The following is a 15,925-nucleotide window of genomic DNA, read 5'->3' on the forward strand; positions in this document are numbered from 1 at the left end:
CCGTTCCTCAAGGTCCACATAGCTGAACAGCGACCCGCTCGCCTCGTCCGTCCCGCGCATCATCACCCCCTTCGTGATCTGAAAAGGGTGAATCATGTTCTCAAATCCCTGTCCAGGCGGGGTTTTTCAGCAGCCTGTTAAATGCAGCACCGGCCCGCGACCTGATCGCTGGGCAGTGGCATCGCCCGTTCCCGTCATGGGCAGGGACGGGCAACAGCGCGCAACGGTCACGCGGAGGCCATCTGTTAAAATCATCAGAGCCTCAATGGACTGTGTAAACGTGGTGCCAAACGTGCCACAGCCTAGGAACGCGGCCAGAACCTGCTGAACGTCGGTGCGGGCAGGCGCTGGCTTTCCAAGCGCGCACCATTCCGCAGGCAAGTGTCGCACGAGATAGGCGCTCCGGGTGTGGAATCACGAATACAACCGGTCGGGCACGTTCCCGCAGGCGTGCATCAAAAATGCGCATAATAAGTATTATGTTAATTAGTAGAATGTCACTCCAACAATCGCGCACGATCTACCTTTCATATAATCAAGGTGTTGAACGGCTTCCTTGAAGTCACACTCGCACACGCGGCGCGGCAAAAATATCGCGCAAGGCCTTGTTTTGAATTTGAACATCAGGAAAAGTTTTTCCGCGTCTGTCTGCACGCTAATGATAACGAGTATGTCGTCGACTCGCGGTGATCTTTCATGATGTCCATCCTGATCCTGAACGGACCGAACCTGAACCTGCTGGGCACCCGGCAGCCCGAGGTCTACGGCCACGCCACCCTTGCCGATATCGAGGCGATGTGCCGCGAAAAGGCCGCGACGCTGGGTATCGAGGCCGGCTTTGCGCAAAGCAACAGCGAAGGCCGCCTGGTCGATCTGATCCACGAGGCCCGCGAGCGTCACAGTGGCGTGGTGCTGAACGCCGGCGCCTACACGCACACCTCGGTGGCCCTGATGGACGCGATCACCGCAACGCAATTGCCGGTGGTCGAGTTGCACCTGTCGAATATTCATGCACGCGAAGAGTTTAGGCGCCATTCTTACATCGCGCCCGTGGCCATCGGGCAGATCTGCGGCTTCGGCGCGGCCGGCTACGGGCTGGCGATCGAGGCGCTGGTCGGTCATCTTGACGGGTCCGGCACGACATGAAGTCGATCTCGCAGTATCTTCTGGCCCTGACCAACGCGCAGAGCCTGGAAGAGTTGTGGGATATGCATACCCGCGCCATGGCCGAGTACGGCTTCGACCGCATGCTCTACGGGCTCACCAATTACCGCACCTCGACGTCGCTGGGCGACCCGGCCGATTTCATCTTGCTGTCCAACCACCCCAAACCCTATATCGAGCGATTTATCGGCGATAACCTCTACTTCGACGCGCCAATGACGCAATGGGCGCTGAACCATGAAGGATGTTGCAGTTGGTCCCGCTTGGAACGGATGATCGCCGATGGCAGCCTGACAGACGCGCAGCGCCGGGTTGTCGAGTTCAACCGCTCGATGCAGGTCTTCGCGGGCTATTCGATCAGTTTTCGCGCGGTATCGTCGCGCGCCAAGGGCGCGATCGGCCTCGCCGCGCGCCCCGATCTGACGCAGTCGCAAGTCGATGCCACATGGGCGCGGCACGGTACCGACATCCTGTTGATGAACAACGTGGCCCATCTCAAGATCACCTCCCTGCCCTATGCCCCGCCCGAGCGCAAGCTCACCGCGCGCCAGCGCGAGGTTCTGGAATGGGTGGGCGATGGCAAGACCACGCAGGACATCGCCATTCTGATGAACCTGTCGCGCGCGATGGTGGAAAAGCACCTGCGCCTGGCCCGGCAGGCGCTTGGCGTCGAGACCACGGCGCAGGCGGTGCTCAAGGCGACGCTTCTCCACCAGATGTACGTTTTCTGAGGTGCAACCCAAGGCTGTCAGGTGATTCGCAAAACAGTTCTGGATTGTGCACAGGAAACACCTGGTTGACGCAAGGTCAGGATTCCCCCACTTTCACGCTCGGGCCTTAACGGGCAGTCTATCAGTGTTCCGTGAGTGGAGGCTTGGCCTTTGGAACGAGGGTGCGCACCCCGGGAATTACCGGGCGCTGCGCGCTCTTCCGGTTCTTGCCGGGTTGTCGGCCTGGACGCGTATTGATCCGCGCTCCGGGTCGGCTCGAAATTCCACCGGCCCACCCCATCCCCATCTGGCTGGCTTGGTGGAATCGCACGGTGCCACCCCTGAAAACAGAGGTGGCACCGTCCTTTTTCGTCCGCCCGCCGCGCCGGCAGGGGCAGGCAGGCATGATCTGCTTACGCGATCAGCCTTGCGCGGCCTTGGCGACCTCGGCGGCGAAATCTTCTTCGCGCTTCTCGATACCCTCGCCCACTTCCATGCGGATGAAACCGGTGATCTCGGCCCCCGCCTCCTTGGCGGCTTCGGCAACGGTCAGGTCGGGGTTGACCACGAAAGCCTGCCCCGTGAGCGTGACTTCGGACATGAACTTCTTCATCCGGCCCTCGATCATCTTCTCGATGACCTGTTCGGGCTTGCCGGATTCGCGTGCGATTTCCATCTGGACCTGGCGTTCCTTCTCGACGATGGCCGGGTCGAGATCGGCCTCGCCGAGCGCGGCGGGGTTGGCGGCCGCGACGTGCATCGCCACCTGGCGCGCGAAGTCTTCGCCGCCGCCGCTGGTCGCGACCAGCACGCCGATCTTGCCCATGCCGTCGGCCATTGCGTTGTGGACATAGGACACCAGCGTGTCGCCCTGCAGCTTCCGCATGCGGCGCAGCGACATGTTCTCGCCGATCTTGGCGATCTTGTCGGTCAGGGTGTCGGCGACGCTCTTGCCGCCGATGTCTGCCTGGGCCAGCGCGTCGACATCGTCGACCTTCAGCGCCGCCCTGGCGATGTCGGCGACCATGCCCTGGAATTCGGCGTTCTTGGCGACGAAATCGGTTTCGGCGTTGACTTCGATCGCGACGCCGGTGTTGCCCTCGATGCTCACGGCCACGAGACCCTCGGCTGCGGTGCGGCCCGACTTCTTTGCCGCCTTCGACAGGCCCTTGGTACGCAGCCAGTCGACGGCGGCGTCCATGTCGCCGTCGGTTTCGGTCAACGCCTTCTTGGCATCCATCATGCCTGCGCCCGTGCTGTCGCGCAGCTGTTTCACCTGTGCAGCAGTGATAGCCATGGTTCGGCTCTCCTCGGATTTGACAAATAGGTGCGAGGGCGGGTTATCCCGCGCCCCGGTATCGTTTTCGTGACGCGTGCCTCAGCCGGCGTTTTCTTGCGGCGCCTCGGTCGTCGCCGTCTCGGCGGGGGCCTCTTCCAGCGCGCCAAGGTCGACGCCGGCGGCGCCCATCTGTGCGGTCATGCCATCGAGCGCGGCGCGGCTGACCAGATCGCAGTAAAGCGCGATGGCACGGGCCGCGTCGTCGTTGCCGGGGATGATATAATCCACGCCATCAGGCGAGCAATTGGTGTCGACGACCGCCACCACCGGAATGCCCAGCTTCTTGGCCTCGGCCACTGCCAGTTGTTCCTTCTTGACGTCGATGACGAACAGCATGTCCGGCACGCCGCCCATTTCGCGGATACCGCCGAGGCTGGCTTGCAGTTTCGCCTGCTCGCGTTCGAGGCCCAGTCGTTCCTTCTTGGTCAGGCCTTCGGCGCCGCCTTCCATCAACTCGTCGATATGCTTGAGCCGCGCGATGGATTTCGACACCGTCTGCCAGTTGGTCAGCGTGCCGCCCAGCCAGCGATGGTTCATGTAGTATTGCGCGCATTTCTCGGCGGCGTCGGCGACGGGGGCGCTGGCCTGGCGCTTGGTGCCCACGAACAGCACCCGGCCGCCCTTGGCGACGGTTTCGCGAATCGCGTTCAGTGCCGCGTCGAACATCGGCACGGTCTGCGTCAGGTCGATGATGTGGATGCCGTTGCGGGCGCCGTAGATGAACTCGGCCATGCGCGGGTTCCAGCGCGAGGTCTGGTGGCCGAAGTGCACGCCGGCTTCGAGTAGCTGACGCAGATTGAACTCGGGAAGAGCCATGATCGTATTCCTTTTCCGGTTTACGCCTTGGCGGGGGTGTGAAAGCGTCATGCTCCAACCGGTGGACCGTCCGGGGGCTGTCTGTCCCGTCGACCCGACCCCGCCTGCGGGATTTCAGTGGCCGCCGCTTAGCCGGTTTCGCAGCGCTCTACAAGCCCCGTTTCGACACCTTGGGCCGCGCGGGGGCTTGCGTGCGCGCCGCGCGCGCGGCAATACGGCACGATATTGCCCGTCCGCACCGCAAGAAGGATACGCCATGAGCGTTCTGTCGCTGTCGCCCGAGGTGGCCCGCGCACGCAAGCAGGGCAAGCCGATCGTGGCGTTGGAAAGCACCGTTCTCACCCATGGCATGCCATGGCCGCAAAACCTGGAAACAGCCCGGCGCGTGGAAACGGACGTGCGCGCCGCCGGCGCCGTGCCCGCCACCGTCGCGGTGCGGGATGGGCAGCTTTGCGTCGGGCTGCGCGACGCGCAGCTGGAATCGCTGGCGCAGGCGCGGCGCGTCGCCAAGCTCAGCCGTGCCGACCTGGCCGCCTGTATCGCCACCGGCGGCAGCGGTGCCACCACCGTCGCCGCCACGATGATCGCCGCGGCGCAGGCGCGCATCCCGGTCTTCGCCACCGGCGGCATCGGCGGGGTTCACAAGGGCGCCACGGACAGTTTCGACATCTCCGCCGATCTTCACGAGCTGGCGGCGACGCCGGTGATCGTGGTCTGCGCCGGGGCCAAGGCAATCCTCGATCTGCCGCGCACGCTGGAGGTGCTGGAAACGCTGGGCGTCCCGGTGATCGCCTACCGCCAGGACACGCTGCCCGCATTCTGGTCGGCCACGTCCGAATTGCAGGCCCCGCTGCGCATGGACAGCGCCAACGAACTTGCCCGCGCGCACCGGATCCGCGCGGGCCTCGGCATTCCGGGCGGGCAACTGGTGGCCAACCCGGTTCCGCATGCCGACGAGATACCCCAATCCGAGATGCGCCCGGTCATCGCGCAGGCCAACCTCGATGCCGAGGAGATGGGCATCACCGGCAAGGCGCTCACGCCCTTCCTGCTGCGCCGCATCCACGACCTGACGGGCGGGCGCGCGCTGCAAACCAACATCGCGCTGTTGCGCAACAACGCCAGCCTGGCCGCAGAGATCGCGATCGAGCTGGCAGACACCGGCCATATCGCATGATCGGGCGCGTGCCGCGGCCCATTGTGATGATGGGACGCCGCGCCTAGATACCGGCCACAACAGATGAACGGACCCCGCCGATGAGCATGCCTTTCGACCCGGACCCGAGACCGCGCCGCCCCGGCCTGTTCGCGCGGCTAAGGTCGAGCTTTCTGACCGGTCTGGTGGTGATTGCGCCGGTGGGCTTGACGATCTGGCTGATCTGGACGCTTGTCGGCTGGGTCGATGGCGTGGTGCTGCCGCTGGTGCCCTACCAGTTTCACCCAGAGCGCTATATCGGCATCCCTTTGCGCGGCATCGGGCTTATCATATTCTTGGTTTTCACCATCATCGTGGGCTGGGTGGCCAAGGGGCTGATCGGTCGGTCGCTGATCGGGCTGGCCGAGTCGATCGTGGCGCGCATGCCGGTTGTCCGTTCGGTCTATTCCGGGGTCAAACAGATTGCCGAGACCGTGTTCGCGCAGTCCGAGCGATCGTTTGAGAAGGCGTGCCTGGTGGAATACCCGCGCCGCGGCATCTGGTCGATCGGGTTCATCTCGACCCAAGCGAGGGGCGAAATCGCCGCGCATGTCGACACCGACGGCGACGCGCTGTTGAGCGTTTTCGTCCCTACGACCCCCAACCCGACATCGGGATTTCTGCTGTTCTTTCCCGCCTCGGACGTCCACGAGCTGGACATGAGCATCGAGGATGCCGCGAAGCTGGTGATCTCGGCCGGTCTTGTCTATCCCAACCAACAGCGCCCCGTTCAGCCCGACGGCCCGCGGCTGACCGCGCCAAGCGGTGGAAACGATTGATTAACCCTGCCGTGTCATGCTGGACCCTGCACGCCCCGTGGCGCGGGCCGTGGGCATCGCGCGTCGCCGCGCGGCACAGGCGCGTTTCCTCCCTGTTGGACTGGCCGCACCCCCGGGTGCGGCCCCTTTTGTGCCGCCCAGGCATCGCGCTAGACTGTTGACCGCTGCGATGAATCGTCCTAGCCTCTCGACAGAAAACCAAGACCGGCCAGTCCGGCAGGGAGAAAACCAACGGAAAGGGGCCACACCGGCCCCTTTTCTTATGGACCCGGGTCTGGACGCGCCGGTTGGGCTACCTGATCGCCGCGCACCGAACCGCGCATCGCGCAATGCCGGCCTGACAAGCCAGGGACGGCATGATAAACATGTCGCGAAACGAGCTTCGAAAACAATCATTCACGGAAAGACATCATGCAAGGATACCTGAAAACGCTCCCCTTTATTGCCCTGATGGCCATGGCCGCGCCGCTGTCGGCGCAAGACGCCAACGGTGCAGACGGGCTCAGCCTCGGCGAGCCGGCCGAGGGCGGGGCTCAGCCCTACGTCAAGGAGGAGATCGACGACTGGTCGCTGGAATGCGTCGAGCTGCCCGATGGCGAAGAGCCTTGCCAGATGTTCCAGGCGCTGATGGACGAAGAGGACAACCAGGTCGCCAATGTCCGCTTTTTCCGCCTGCCCGAGGGCAACCGTGCCGCGGCTGGCGCGGTGGTCTCAGTGCCGCTGGAGACGCTGCTGACCGCGCAATTGACCATCCAGGTGGATGACAACCCCGCCAAGCGCTACCCGTTCTCGGTCTGCGATCAGATGGGCTGCTATGCCCGGATCGGTTTCACGCAGGAGGACATCGACACCTTCAAGGGCGGCAAGACCGCCACCGTGTCGCTGGTGCCCTTCGTGGCCCCGGATCAGCGTGTGACGCTCGACATGTCGCTGCTGGGCTTCACCGCCAGCTATGACAAGACCTCGGTCCTGAATCCGCAATAACGGCGGCGCCGACCGCGGCGCGGGGGCCATCGCGCCCGGTGGCCCCGCTGCCGGCGTCCGTGTCAGATCCGGCGCAATGCCAACACCGCGTTCAGCCCGCCGAAGGCGAATGCGTTGCTCAGCACGACATCCACCTTGGCCTCGCGCGCCGCGTTGGGCACCACGTCGAGCGCGCATTCGGGGTCGAATTCCTCGTATCCGATGGTCGGCGCTATAACGCCGTCGCGCAAGGCCATGATGCAGGCCAGAAGCTCGACCGCGCCGGTGGCCCCGATCAGGTGTCCGTGCATCGACTTGGTCGACGAGATCATCAGCTTGTCGGCGTGGTGGCCGAAAACGTCCGCCACGGCCATGCACTCGGTCTTGTCGTTGGCTGCCGTGCCGGTGCCGTGGGCGTTGATGTATCCCACCTCGGTCGCGTCTATCGCGCCATCGCGCAACGCCCCCGCCATGGCGTGCGCCGCCCCCTGTTTCGAGGGCATCACGATGTCCGAGGCGTCCGACGTCATGGCGAAGCCGCTGATCTCGGCCATGATGTCGGCGCCGCGGGCGCGGGCGTGCTCGTATTCCTCGAACACGAAGACGCCCGCGCCCTCGCCCTGCACCATGCCGTTGCGGTTGGCGCTGAACGGGCGGCATGCGTCGCGGCTCATGACCCGCAGGCCCTCCCACGCCTTGATACCGCCGAAGCACAGCATCGATTCCGATCCGCCAGCTATCATCACCGGCGCGGCACCGCTGCGCACCAGATGGAACGCCTGGCCCATGGCGTGATTGGACGAGGCGCACGCCGTCGAGACGGTGAACGACGGCCCCTTGAGGTTGTATGCCATGCTGACATGGCTGGTCGCGGCGTTGGTCATCAGCTTGGGCACCACGAACGGATGCACGCGGTTCTTGCCCTCTTCGTAAACAGCCCGGTAATTGTCGTCCCAGGTGCTAACGCCGCCGCCCGCGGTGCCCAGCACGACGCCCGCACGCGCCGCCAGCTCGCCCGAGAACTCCAGCCCCGACTGCGCGATCGCCTGCCGCGCCGCCATCAGCGTGAACTGCGTGAACCGGTCGTAAAGCACCATCTGCTGACGGTTGAATTCTGCTTCGGCGGCAAACCCCTTGACCTGCCCGCCGATGCGGATCGCCAGGCGCTCGACATCGCGAAACTCCAGCGGTCCGATCCCGCAATGCCCCTCGCGCATCGCGTCGAGGGTGCTGTCCACGTCATGGCCCAGCGCGTTGATGGTCCCGGCGCCGGTAATGACAACGCGTTTCATGTCTTTTGCTCGGCGATCAGCTTTTCGACGCCGGCCACGATCGTTGCGACCGAGGAGATGTCGAAATCGCTTTCGTTGGGGGCGTTGGCGTTGAACGGAACCGAGATATCGAAGGCCTCCTCGATGGCGAAGATGCTTTCGACCATGCCGAGGCTGTCGATCCCCAGATCGGCAAGCGTGCTGTCCATCGTCACGTCCGATGGCTCCAGCACGGCCTGCTCGGCGATGATCTCGATCACCTTTGTCCTGACATCCATGACGGTGCGCCCTTCCCTGTGGTGTTGATCCGATGGCCTAACCGTTGCGGGTGAGCCGGGCGATCGCGTCGCGCAGTTGCGCGACCTCGCGGTATAGGCGCGGCAAACGGCGCAGGCCCTTGTAGACCTCGACATGGTTGTCCATCTTCATCGCCGGGTAGCCCAGCATGACACGCCCCGCCGGCACGTTGGCCAGAACCTTGGTGGCACCTCCGGTGATTACGTTGTCGCCGATCGTCAGATTGTCGCTCACCCCGGTTTGCCCTCCAAGAACGACGCTATTTCCGATGCGTGACGATCCCGCGACACCGACCTGCGCGCAGATCATGCAATCGTTGCCGATCACCACGTTATGCCCGATCTGGGCCAGGTTGTCGAATTTCACGCCGTTGCCGACCACCGTGTCGCGCACGGTTCCGCGGTCGATGCAACTGTTGGCGCCCAGTTCGACGTCGTCGCCGATGCGCACGCCGCCCAGGCTGTGGATGCGCGCCCAGGCCTGGCCTTGCGCCGCGCCCGAGGCATCGCCCAGGGTGTCGCGCGCGCGCTCGACCGCCGATTCCTCGGGGGTGACGAAGGAAAACCCGTCAGCGCCCACCACCGCGCCGGGATGGGCGACGAAACGCGCGCCGATCGCCACGCCGGCGCCGATGCGCACCCCGGCATGGAGCAGGCAGTCCGGCCCGATGCGTGCGCCCTCGCCGACAAAGCACTGCGCGCCGATCACGCCGCCGGGGCCCACTTCGGCCCCCGCACAGACCACCGCCAGCGGCCCTACGGTGACATCCGGGGCCAGTTGCGCCGCCGGGTCGACAACGGATGACGGGTGAACCCCCTGCCCCGGCTGTGGGCGCGCGCGATCCATCAGCGCCGACAGCCCCGACATGGCAAAGCGCGGGCGTGACGCGGTGATCGCGGCGGAAAGCCCGAAGGCCTGCCAATCGGCGCCTTCCCACAGCATCGCGGCGCGCGCCTGGCCGCGGCTCAGCCCCTCGGCGTAATCCGGGCGCATGGCAAGCGCCAGGTCGTCGGCGCGGGCATCGGCGGGTTCGGCCACGCGCGCGACGCGGATGTCCACGTCGCCATGCGCGCGGGCGCCGATCGCTTCGGCGATTTCCCTGATGCTATGGCCCATTGCAGCCCCACCCCGAAAGCTTCGGGATCAGACTTATCCCCGAAGTGCGCGCAACGCCACCCCTTCGGCCTGCAGGGCGTTCCAGATTCTCGCGTCGCGTCCGTAGACATCGTCGCGGTAGCCCGTGCGCCCCTTGGCCGAGGTCACGGCGGTACGATAGATCAGGTGAACGGGCACCGTCTGTTCAAGATCCACCCTGGTTTCGCGCCCGGTTCTGAGGATCGAATGGAACAACCCCTGGGGGTCGTCGGTCTGCGGTGCCAGCAGCCTGTAGGCGAATTCGAAGGGCTGCTTCAGGCGGATGCAGCCGTGGCTGAAAGCACGTTTTTCCCGTTCAAACAAGTGCTTGGCGGGCGTGTCATGCAAATAGATGTTGTGGCGGTTGGGGAACATGAACTTCACCAGCCCCAGCGCATTGCTGTTCGACGGCGGTTGCTTGATATCGAAGGGAAAGGTGTTGCGCGTGTACCGGGTGAAATCGATGGCCGAGCGCGGCACGACCCGCCCGCTGCCGTCCACGACCCGCAGGTGCGAAACCGCGTGGGGGTTTCGCTGCATTTGCGGCAGGTACTCGTTGACCGCGATCGAACGCGGCACATGCCATGTCGGGTTGATGATCATGTGGTCCATCACGTCCGAGAACTCGGGGCTGCGCCGGTCGGGGTTCGCCGCCCCCACCACCGAGCGGGTGCGAAACGTCACCTCGCCGTCGTCGATGATCTTTGCAGTGAAGTCGGTGAGGTTGACAAGGATATGCCGCTCGCCACGGTCGCGCGGCAGCCAGCGTTCGCGTTCCATCGCCACAATGACCGATTTCAGCCGCTCCTCGGCAGGCACGTTCAGCGCCGCAACGGTGCTGGGGCCGGCCACCCCGTCGGTTTCGAGCCCGTGATCAACCTGGAAGTCCTGAACCGCGCGCTGCATGTCGGCGTCGTAGCTCTGGCGCGCGCTGCGTTCGAGGTAGCCCATGGCGACCAGCCGGTCGCGCAGGGCGACGACCGCACCGCCTTGCGCGCCCGGTTCCAACCCGCGGCTTCGCACGCGCGGGCCCCAGCCACCGCGCGCGATGACATCTTCAAGGTGCAACCGCGCCTTCATCAACCGCCGATATTCATTCGATTGCGGCGGCAGCGACTTCAGGAAGTCGGCCGGGTCGCCGGCGACGAAATCCACCAGGTAGGACAACCGGTCGCGGTAGGGCACCTGGCGCACGATGCCGCTGTCGACGCTGCCGGGCACCAGAACGCCGGTCTGCACATCGCGCCCGTAAGCCAGCAGCGCCTTCGACAGGGCCACCTCGACGCGGCCGACATCGCGCACGGTACGCACCTGCGCCATCGCGTCGAGCAGCCGCGCCGGGTCAATGGCCCCGCCGCGCGGCAGCCCGTGCAGCGGCGCGCGCTCAAGCGCCGCGATCAGCGCCTTGCGCCGCGCCGTGTGCGCGGGGTCGTCGCCGGTCCAGATCGGGGCGAAGCCGCGGTCGCGGTAGAACGCCGCAATGTAGCGGTCGGACGCGGCCGCCTCGGCGACCGCCTGCTTGAATGCCGTTACCTGCGCGTCAGCCGGTGTGACGGAAAAAACCGTCGCGATGCAGGCCAGAGCCGCGAGCCAGGCACGCAGCGATGTGTCGAGGGGGCGGAAACGCCGAAGCAGCATCATGAGATTCTTCCCAAAAGTCAGTTTCCAATACATCTTCCAGTTCAACGCGATACACCCGCGCCTGTCCACTCACATTCGCATCAGCCGCCCGAATGCCCGCCCCGAAAGCCACATCGAATCGCGCACCTGACCGACAGGATGCAGCAAATGGCAAGATTCCGCCATCGCGGGGAAATGCTGCTTGGACGACAAATCGATTCGTGCAAGACATTATTCACGAGCAAGTGATACGCGAACGAGACCGTGTAACATCACGGCCACACATGACCTTTAGCGACGGGACAGCGCTGACGACATGACAAACACAGGCACAACCAAGATCACCCGCCGTGGCGCGCTCATGGGCGCCTTCGCGGCAACGGCCCTAACCGCAGCCCCTACTTTCGGCCGGGCGGCCGGTTTCCTGAGAGGGGCCGGAGACATACGCAGGGTCCGGATGTACAACGGCCGCACCGGGGAGACACTGGACACGATCTACTGGATCGAGGGCTCCTATATCCGCGACGCGCTGGCCGAGATCGACTTCTTCATGCGCGACTGGCGCACCGACCAGATCAAGAAGATCGACACGCGCACCATCGACATTGCCGCCGCCACCCATGCGTTGCTTGACGTGAGCGAGCCCTACCTGCTGCTGTCGGGCTATCGCAGCCCCGAAACCAACGCGATGCTGCGTCGCCGGTCCAGTGGCGTCGCCAAGAACTCGCTACACCTCAAGGGCCAGGCCAACGACCTGCGCCTCGCCTCGCGCACGGTTGATCAGGTGGCGCGCGCCGCGCTGTCGTGTCACGCCGGGGGCGTCGGGCGCTACACGCGCTCGGATTTCGTGCACATGGATTGCGGAGCGGTGCGTAGCTGGGGGCGCTGACCCCCCTGCCCCGGCAACCTGGCATCCTCCGCCCGGCGCGTCCGCGGCGGGGTTTTCGGGTGTCGGATCACGGATTTTCACGAGATCGTGCGGCATCGTGACACACCGTCTTCGCTGCGCCTGCTACCCTCCTCGCAGATAGCCAACCAGCCATCTCAAGGAGGTATGACATGACAAGAAACTTCACCGCCGCGCTGATCGCCGCAACGCTGCTGGGCGGAGCGGCCCTTGCACAGGACATGAAGCCGCCCTTCGGTACCGACAAGGACACCGCCTATGCCGACATGGTCTGGCAGACGATGAACGATATCGGCTTTGCCGGCCCGGACATGGTGCGCACCTTCCCCTACCAGGGAATTGCGCCGCATGGCAAGATGCTGGAGACGCTCTACACCACGGCCACGGTTGACGGGCACGAGGGCGCGCTGGTCATCAAGCGCAATTACGGCCCCGAGGGCGTCAGCGCCGACGAGGTGCTCGTGAACCCCGGCAAACACCTTGGCGCCGTCACGGTGATGTTCAAGCGCGAGGACGGCTACGACGCCGACAACCAGAACTGGTTCTGGGCCAAGTACCTGCCCGATGGCTCGCTCGACAAGAACCCAAAGGGCATGCAACTGGCCGGGCGCGTGGCCAAGGGCATGGACGCGGGCTGCATCGCCTGCCACGCGGCCGCGCCGGGTGACGACTACCTGTTCACCACTGACCACGTCGCCAACTGAGCGCACGCCGTCTGAAAGGTGCAAAGGGGCCCACGGCGTGGGCCCCTTTCTTCGTGCTCATGTGGCGCCGGCCTCAGCCGCGGCGGCGCCGGCGGCCGGTTCCGCGCCCGCCCCCGGCGCCGGTTTCGGCGTCGGGGGATTTGTTGAACCGGATCCAGGCGGCGCCGGAGGGGTCGTTGTTGGTCAGGAAGTTGGCGGCGCGGATCGCCTCCATCTCGCGGCCCGGACGCGGCTTGGTCGAGCCCAGGTTGAACAGCTTGCAGAAGGTCTCGTCATCCATATCGGCAGGAATCTCGACACCCGCGGCAACCGCCTGGGCTTTCCTGGCTTCGATCTCGGCCTGTTTTACCGGCAGGGCGATCGGGTTCATGATCGCGCTGGTCATGCCCGCCCCCATGGCCATCGGCAAAAAGGCGTTGTTGATCCCGTGCCGGTTGGGCAGGCCGAAGCTGATGTTCGACGCGCCGCAGGTGGTGTTGACGCCCAGTTCCTCGCGCAGGCGCCGCACCAGAGAACACACCGGCGACCCGGCGGTGCCCATGGCGCCCACCGGCATCACCAACGGGTCGACCACGATATCATGCGCGGGGATGCCGAAATCGGCGGCGCGCCGCACGATCTTGCGCGCGACTTCGAAGCGCACGTCGGGGTCTTCGGAAATGCCGCTGTCATCGTTGGAAATCGCCACCACCGGCACGTTGTATTTCTTGACCAGCGGCAGCACGTATTCCAGCCGCTCTTCCTCGCCGGTGACCGAGTTGAGCAGCGGCCGCCCCTCGCACGCCTGCAAACCCGCCTCCAGCGCCGCGGGAACCGAGCTGTCGATGCACAAGGGCACGTCCACCAGCCCCTGTACCAGCTCGATCACCTTGGTCATCAGCGGCGGTTCGGTTTCGTTGGGGTTGGGGTTGGAGTTGTAGACGACGCCCGCGTTCACATCCAGCACCGTGGCCCCGGCGGCAACCTGCGCCACGGCGTCGGCCTCGACGGTCGAGAAGTCGCCCGCCTCCAATTCGGCGGCCAGTTTCTTGCGACCCGTGGGGTTGATACGCTCGCCGATCACGCAGAACGGCTGATCGAACCCGATGACGGCGGTTTTCGTCTTCGATTCAACGACGGTGCGGGTCATGTCTTATCCTTGTTGCGTTTGTGCGGCGGGGACGCCGGCGGCGCCGCCATTGTCGGTGGCCCAGGTGGCATTTGCCTTGATTCCACCCATCGGAAAGAAATGGACACGCTCGATATTGGAGCCGGGGTTCGCGGCCTTGTGGGCGGCAAGGTCGGTCAGTACCTCGGTCGGCTCGTAGGGCAGCAGCAGCTTCGACACGTCCATGGCCCGCCTTTGCAGCACTTTCAGCGACGGGCCAACCCCGCAGGCGATGGCGAACTTGATCAGCGTCTGCAGCTTGGCCGGCCCGGCAATGCCGATATGCACCGGCAGGGTGATGCCCTCTTCGCGCAGGGCGTCGGCCCAGCGAATGATCGACCCCGCGTCGAAAGCGAATTGCGTGGCCAGCGCCATTTCGGCGCCGGTCGCTTCGCTGTAGGTCTGTTTCCAGCGCAGCGCGTCCCAGACGTTGGCGCCGCCGCCGTTGGGGTCGATGTCGCGGTTGCCCTCGGGGTGACCGGCGACGTGCAGCCGCTTGAACCCTGTCTTTTCAAACAGGCCCGTTTCCAGAAGCTGCATCGAGCTGTCGAACGCGCCATGCGGCTGTGCCACGCCGCCGGCGATCACCAGCGCCTGGTCAACGCCTGCCTCGCCCTGGTAACGCGCGATCCAGTCTGCCAGCGTCGCCTTGTCCTTGATGATGCGGGCCGGGAAATGCGGCATCACCGCGTACCCCTCGCGCGCCAGGCGCCGCGCGGTGGCGACCATGTCGTCGATCGGCGTGCCCTCGATATGGGCTATGTAGACGCGCGTGCCTTGCGGAAGCAGATCGCGGAAATCCTCGACCTTCTCGGCGGTGCGCGGCATCACCTCGATCGAGTAGCCTTGCAGCAGCGCCTCGATCTGCGGGTTGAGCGGTTTCAAAGCGTCGGTGCGTTTGCGGAAGTTCAGCAAAGCCATCGCGGCCTCCCATAATCTTGCTGCGGCGCGCCTGCTCATCAGGCAGCGGCCCAGCCATCGTTGTCGATCAGCGCCTTTATGCGCGCCTGATCGTAGTGAGCCTCGATGCGCGCGGCCTCGGTCGCGGCAACCTCCTCGGGGTCGCCCTCCACCGTGTAGGGGGCCGCCTTGCGCCACTGGGCAAGGTAGTCGTCGGTGCCCGCGGCGCCGGTCTTCATCGCCGCGCGGTCTATGGCCTGCTCGAACCGTTCGGCCAGGGGCCGCTTGGTGCCGCGGCGCCCCTTGCCGACGATGACCTGGGCCGGGATGTCGCGCCAGTAAACTATGGTCACATCGGGCATGGCCGTGATTCCCCTTGCTTGGTGCGCCACAGGTAAAGCAGCAGGCGCCACGCATGAGGGCGATTTTCGACAGAACAGCCGCAACCAGCGACCTCCTGGCACGGGTGTGGCTTTTCGCGAGGCGTTACAACGCTTGCGCGCGGGGCGCGGGCGGCATATCTTGGGGCCAACTCGAAAATGGAGGGCGTTACGTCATGGCGCCCAAGCGTCCCTATTGTGCGGGCGCATTCCCGATACCGGTTGAGAGCCCCGCGCCCAATCACCCCGGTCAGGCGGACCTCTATGCCGCGCTGGACCTGGGGACAAACAGTTGCCGCATGCTGATTGCCCGACCCGCGGGCAGTCAGTTCCACGTCGTGGACAGCTTTTCCAAGACGGTGCAGCTTGGCACGGGCCTGGGCGCGACGGGGCGGCTCAGCCGTGGCTCGATGGCGCGCACGTTGCAGGCGCTGCGCATATGTCAGCAGAAGATCAAGCGCCACAAGGTCGTGCGCATGCGGCTGGTGACCACCGAGGCCTGCCGGCGTGCCCGCAACGGCGGCGACTTCATCAAGCGTGTGCGCCGCGAAACCGGGTTGCACCTGGATATCATCAACCCCTGTCTCTTATACACATCT

At 65.2% G+C, this 15,925-nt stretch carries 17 protein-coding genes and 1 pseudogene; 9 read left to right on the plus strand and 9 right to left on the minus strand.

Annotation, left to right across the window (positions count from 1 at the left end):
* The first annotated feature begins 696 nt into the window (after window positions 1-696).
* Together aroQ and Q0L89_RS12820 are read left to right on the plus strand one after the other, a co-directional pair.
* Window positions 697-1,146: a type II 3-dehydroquinate dehydratase gene (aroQ, locus tag Q0L89_RS12815; protein WP_296765771.1), complete on the plus strand. Its 450-nt coding sequence runs from the start codon at window positions 697-699 to the stop codon at window positions 1,144-1,146.
* A complete protein-coding gene (locus Q0L89_RS12820) occupies window positions 1,143-1,895 on the plus strand; it encodes a LuxR family transcriptional regulator (RefSeq protein WP_296765774.1) in 753 nt (250 codons plus the stop codon). The genes aroQ and Q0L89_RS12820 overlap by 4 nt, the downstream gene beginning before the upstream one ends.
* A 400-nt stretch (window positions 1,896-2,295) precedes the next feature.
* On the opposite strand, the gene tsf is transcribed toward Q0L89_RS12820, so the two are convergent.
* Both tsf and rpsB read right to left on the minus strand, forming a co-directional pair.
* A complete protein-coding gene (gene tsf, locus Q0L89_RS12825; RefSeq protein WP_296765776.1) occupies window positions 2,296-3,171 on the minus strand; it encodes a translation elongation factor Ts in 876 nt (291 codons plus the stop codon).
* Between the two features lie 81 nt (window positions 3,172-3,252).
* On the minus strand, window positions 3,253-4,029 hold the full coding sequence (rpsB, locus tag Q0L89_RS12830; RefSeq protein WP_296765779.1) for a 30S ribosomal protein S2: 777 nt from the start codon (window positions 4,027-4,029) through the stop codon (window positions 3,253-3,255).
* 256 nt (window positions 4,030-4,285) lie between these two features.
* On the opposite strand from rpsB, the gene Q0L89_RS12835 reads away from it, so the two are divergent.
* The 3 genes from Q0L89_RS12835 to Q0L89_RS12845 all read left to right on the plus strand — a co-directional run bounded on the left by Q0L89_RS12835 (window position 4,286) and on the right by Q0L89_RS12845 (window position 6,987).
* A complete protein-coding gene (locus Q0L89_RS12835; protein ID WP_296765781.1) occupies window positions 4,286-5,206 on the plus strand; it encodes a pseudouridine-5'-phosphate glycosidase in 921 nt (306 codons plus the stop codon).
* A gap of 80 nt (window positions 5,207-5,286) precedes the next feature.
* Window positions 5,287-6,003: a DUF502 domain-containing protein gene (locus Q0L89_RS12840; protein WP_296765784.1), complete on the plus strand. Its 717-nt coding sequence runs from the start codon at window positions 5,287-5,289 to the stop codon at window positions 6,001-6,003.
* A 450-nt stretch (window positions 6,004-6,453) separates the two neighbouring features.
* The gene (locus tag Q0L89_RS12845) at window positions 6,454-6,987 is read left to right on the plus strand and encodes an invasion associated locus B family protein (RefSeq protein WP_296765787.1); all 534 of its coding nucleotides are present in this window, start codon (window positions 6,454-6,456) and stop codon (window positions 6,985-6,987) included.
* 62 nt (window positions 6,988-7,049) lie between these two features.
* Here the strand turns inward: Q0L89_RS12845 and Q0L89_RS12850 are convergent, their stop codons facing one another.
* From Q0L89_RS12850 to Q0L89_RS12865, 4 genes are read right to left on the minus strand one after another with little or no spacing between them, the layout of a single operon-like run.
* Complete coding sequence (locus Q0L89_RS12850; protein WP_296765789.1) at window positions 7,050-8,258, minus strand: beta-ketoacyl synthase; 1,209 nt, start codon at window positions 8,256-8,258, stop codon at window positions 7,050-7,052.
* Complete coding sequence (locus Q0L89_RS12855) at window positions 8,255-8,515, minus strand: acyl carrier protein (protein WP_296765791.1); 261 nt, start codon at window positions 8,513-8,515, stop codon at window positions 8,255-8,257. Before Q0L89_RS12855 ends, Q0L89_RS12850 begins: the two co-directional genes overlap by 4 nt.
* Before the next feature lie 37 nt (window positions 8,516-8,552).
* Window positions 8,553-9,650, minus strand: a complete 1,098-nt coding sequence (locus Q0L89_RS12860) for a UDP-3-O-(3-hydroxymyristoyl)glucosamine N-acyltransferase (protein ID WP_296765794.1) — start codon at window positions 9,648-9,650, stop codon at window positions 8,553-8,555.
* A 33-nt stretch (window positions 9,651-9,683) separates the two neighbouring features.
* Window positions 9,684-11,309 carry a L,D-transpeptidase family protein gene (locus Q0L89_RS12865; RefSeq protein WP_296765796.1) on the minus strand — a complete coding sequence of 542 codons (1,626 nt, stop codon included), beginning with the start codon at window positions 11,307-11,309 and terminating at the stop codon, window positions 9,684-9,686.
* Between Q0L89_RS12865 and Q0L89_RS12870 the strand changes: the two genes are divergently transcribed.
* The 3 genes from Q0L89_RS12870 (at window position 11,308) to Q0L89_RS12880 (ending at window position 12,899) form a co-directional block, all read left to right on the plus strand.
* The gene (locus tag Q0L89_RS12870; RefSeq protein ID WP_296765799.1) at window positions 11,308-11,439 is read left to right on the plus strand and encodes a hypothetical protein; all 132 of its coding nucleotides are present in this window, start codon (window positions 11,308-11,310) and stop codon (window positions 11,437-11,439) included. The genes Q0L89_RS12865 and Q0L89_RS12870 overlap by 2 nt on opposite strands.
* Before the next feature lie 165 nt (window positions 11,440-11,604).
* Window positions 11,605-12,177 carry a DUF882 domain-containing protein gene (locus tag Q0L89_RS12875; RefSeq protein ID WP_296765801.1) on the plus strand — a complete coding sequence of 191 codons (573 nt, stop codon included), beginning with the start codon at window positions 11,605-11,607 and terminating at the stop codon, window positions 12,175-12,177.
* A 170-nt stretch (window positions 12,178-12,347) separates the two neighbouring features.
* Entirely contained in the window at window positions 12,348-12,899 is a 552-nt protein-coding gene (locus tag Q0L89_RS12880) for a cytochrome P460 family protein (protein WP_296765804.1), read from the plus strand.
* Window positions 12,900-12,972: 73 nt separating this feature from the next.
* Here the strand turns inward: Q0L89_RS12880 and Q0L89_RS12885 are convergent, their stop codons facing one another.
* Genes Q0L89_RS12885 through Q0L89_RS12895 form a run of 3 tightly spaced genes read right to left on the minus strand, consistent with a single transcriptional unit; the run spans window position 12,973 to window position 15,308 of the window.
* Complete coding sequence (locus Q0L89_RS12885; protein WP_296765806.1) at window positions 12,973-14,028, minus strand: methyltetrahydrofolate cobalamin methyltransferase; 1,056 nt, start codon at window positions 14,026-14,028, stop codon at window positions 12,973-12,975.
* Window positions 14,029-14,031: 3 nt separating this feature from the next.
* Window positions 14,032-14,967 carry a methylenetetrahydrofolate reductase gene (locus tag Q0L89_RS12890; protein ID WP_296765808.1) on the minus strand — a complete coding sequence of 312 codons (936 nt, stop codon included), beginning with the start codon at window positions 14,965-14,967 and terminating at the stop codon, window positions 14,032-14,034.
* 38 nt (window positions 14,968-15,005) lie between these two features.
* Window positions 15,006-15,308: a virulence factor gene (locus Q0L89_RS12895; protein ID WP_296765810.1), complete on the minus strand. Its 303-nt coding sequence runs from the start codon at window positions 15,306-15,308 to the stop codon at window positions 15,006-15,008.
* A 194-nt stretch (window positions 15,309-15,502) separates the two neighbouring features.
* Between Q0L89_RS12895 and Q0L89_RS12900 the strand changes: the two are divergent.
* Window positions 15,503-15,925: pseudogene (locus tag Q0L89_RS12900) on the plus strand (Ppx/GppA family phosphatase); the annotation flags it as partial.

The sequence above is a fragment of the Sediminimonas sp. genome, from assembly GCF_024637375.1.
Classification (GTDB): domain Bacteria; phylum Pseudomonadota; class Alphaproteobacteria; order Rhodobacterales; family Rhodobacteraceae; genus Sediminimonas.

Bases quoted from the DNA above. Each gene is read 5' to 3' on its own strand.
- Q0L89_RS12895 (WP_296765810.1), bottom strand. From the start codon at position 15,308: ATGCCCGATGTGACCATAGTTTACTGGCGCGACATCCCGGCCCAGGTC.
- rpsB (WP_296765779.1), bottom strand. From the start codon at position 4,029: ATGGCTCTTCCCGAGTTCAATCTGCGTCAGCTACTCGAAGCCGGCGTG.
- Q0L89_RS12890 (WP_296765808.1), bottom strand. From the start codon at position 14,967: ATGGCTTTGCTGAACTTCCGCAAACGCACCGACGCTTTGAAACCGCTC.
- aroQ (WP_296765771.1), top strand. From the start codon at position 697: ATGATGTCCATCCTGATCCTGAACGGACCGAACCTGAACCTGCTGGGC.
- Q0L89_RS12870 (WP_296765799.1), top strand. From the start codon at position 11,308: ATGAGATTCTTCCCAAAAGTCAGTTTCCAATACATCTTCCAGTTCAAC.
- Q0L89_RS12885 (WP_296765806.1), bottom strand. From the start codon at position 14,028: ATGACCCGCACCGTCGTTGAATCGAAGACGAAAACCGCCGTCATCGGG.
- Q0L89_RS12865 (WP_296765796.1), bottom strand. From the start codon at position 11,309: ATGATGCTGCTTCGGCGTTTCCGCCCCCTCGACACATCGCTGCGTGCC.
- Q0L89_RS12875 (WP_296765801.1), top strand. From the start codon at position 11,605: ATGACAAACACAGGCACAACCAAGATCACCCGCCGTGGCGCGCTCATG.
- Q0L89_RS12850 (WP_296765789.1), bottom strand. From the start codon at position 8,258: ATGAAACGCGTTGTCATTACCGGCGCCGGGACCATCAACGCGCTGGGC.
- Q0L89_RS12820 (WP_296765774.1), top strand. From the start codon at position 1,143: ATGAAGTCGATCTCGCAGTATCTTCTGGCCCTGACCAACGCGCAGAGC.
- tsf (WP_296765776.1), bottom strand. From the start codon at position 3,171: ATGGCTATCACTGCTGCACAGGTGAAACAGCTGCGCGACAGCACGGGC.
- Q0L89_RS12835 (WP_296765781.1), top strand. From the start codon at position 4,286: ATGAGCGTTCTGTCGCTGTCGCCCGAGGTGGCCCGCGCACGCAAGCAG.
- Q0L89_RS12860 (WP_296765794.1), bottom strand. From the start codon at position 9,650: ATGGGCCATAGCATCAGGGAAATCGCCGAAGCGATCGGCGCCCGCGCG.
- Q0L89_RS12855 (WP_296765791.1), bottom strand. From the start codon at position 8,515: ATGGATGTCAGGACAAAGGTGATCGAGATCATCGCCGAGCAGGCCGTG.
- Q0L89_RS12840 (WP_296765784.1), top strand. From the start codon at position 5,287: ATGAGCATGCCTTTCGACCCGGACCCGAGACCGCGCCGCCCCGGCCTG.
- Q0L89_RS12880 (WP_296765804.1), top strand. From the start codon at position 12,348: ATGACAAGAAACTTCACCGCCGCGCTGATCGCCGCAACGCTGCTGGGC.
- Q0L89_RS12845 (WP_296765787.1), top strand. From the start codon at position 6,454: ATGGCCATGGCCGCGCCGCTGTCGGCGCAAGACGCCAACGGTGCAGAC.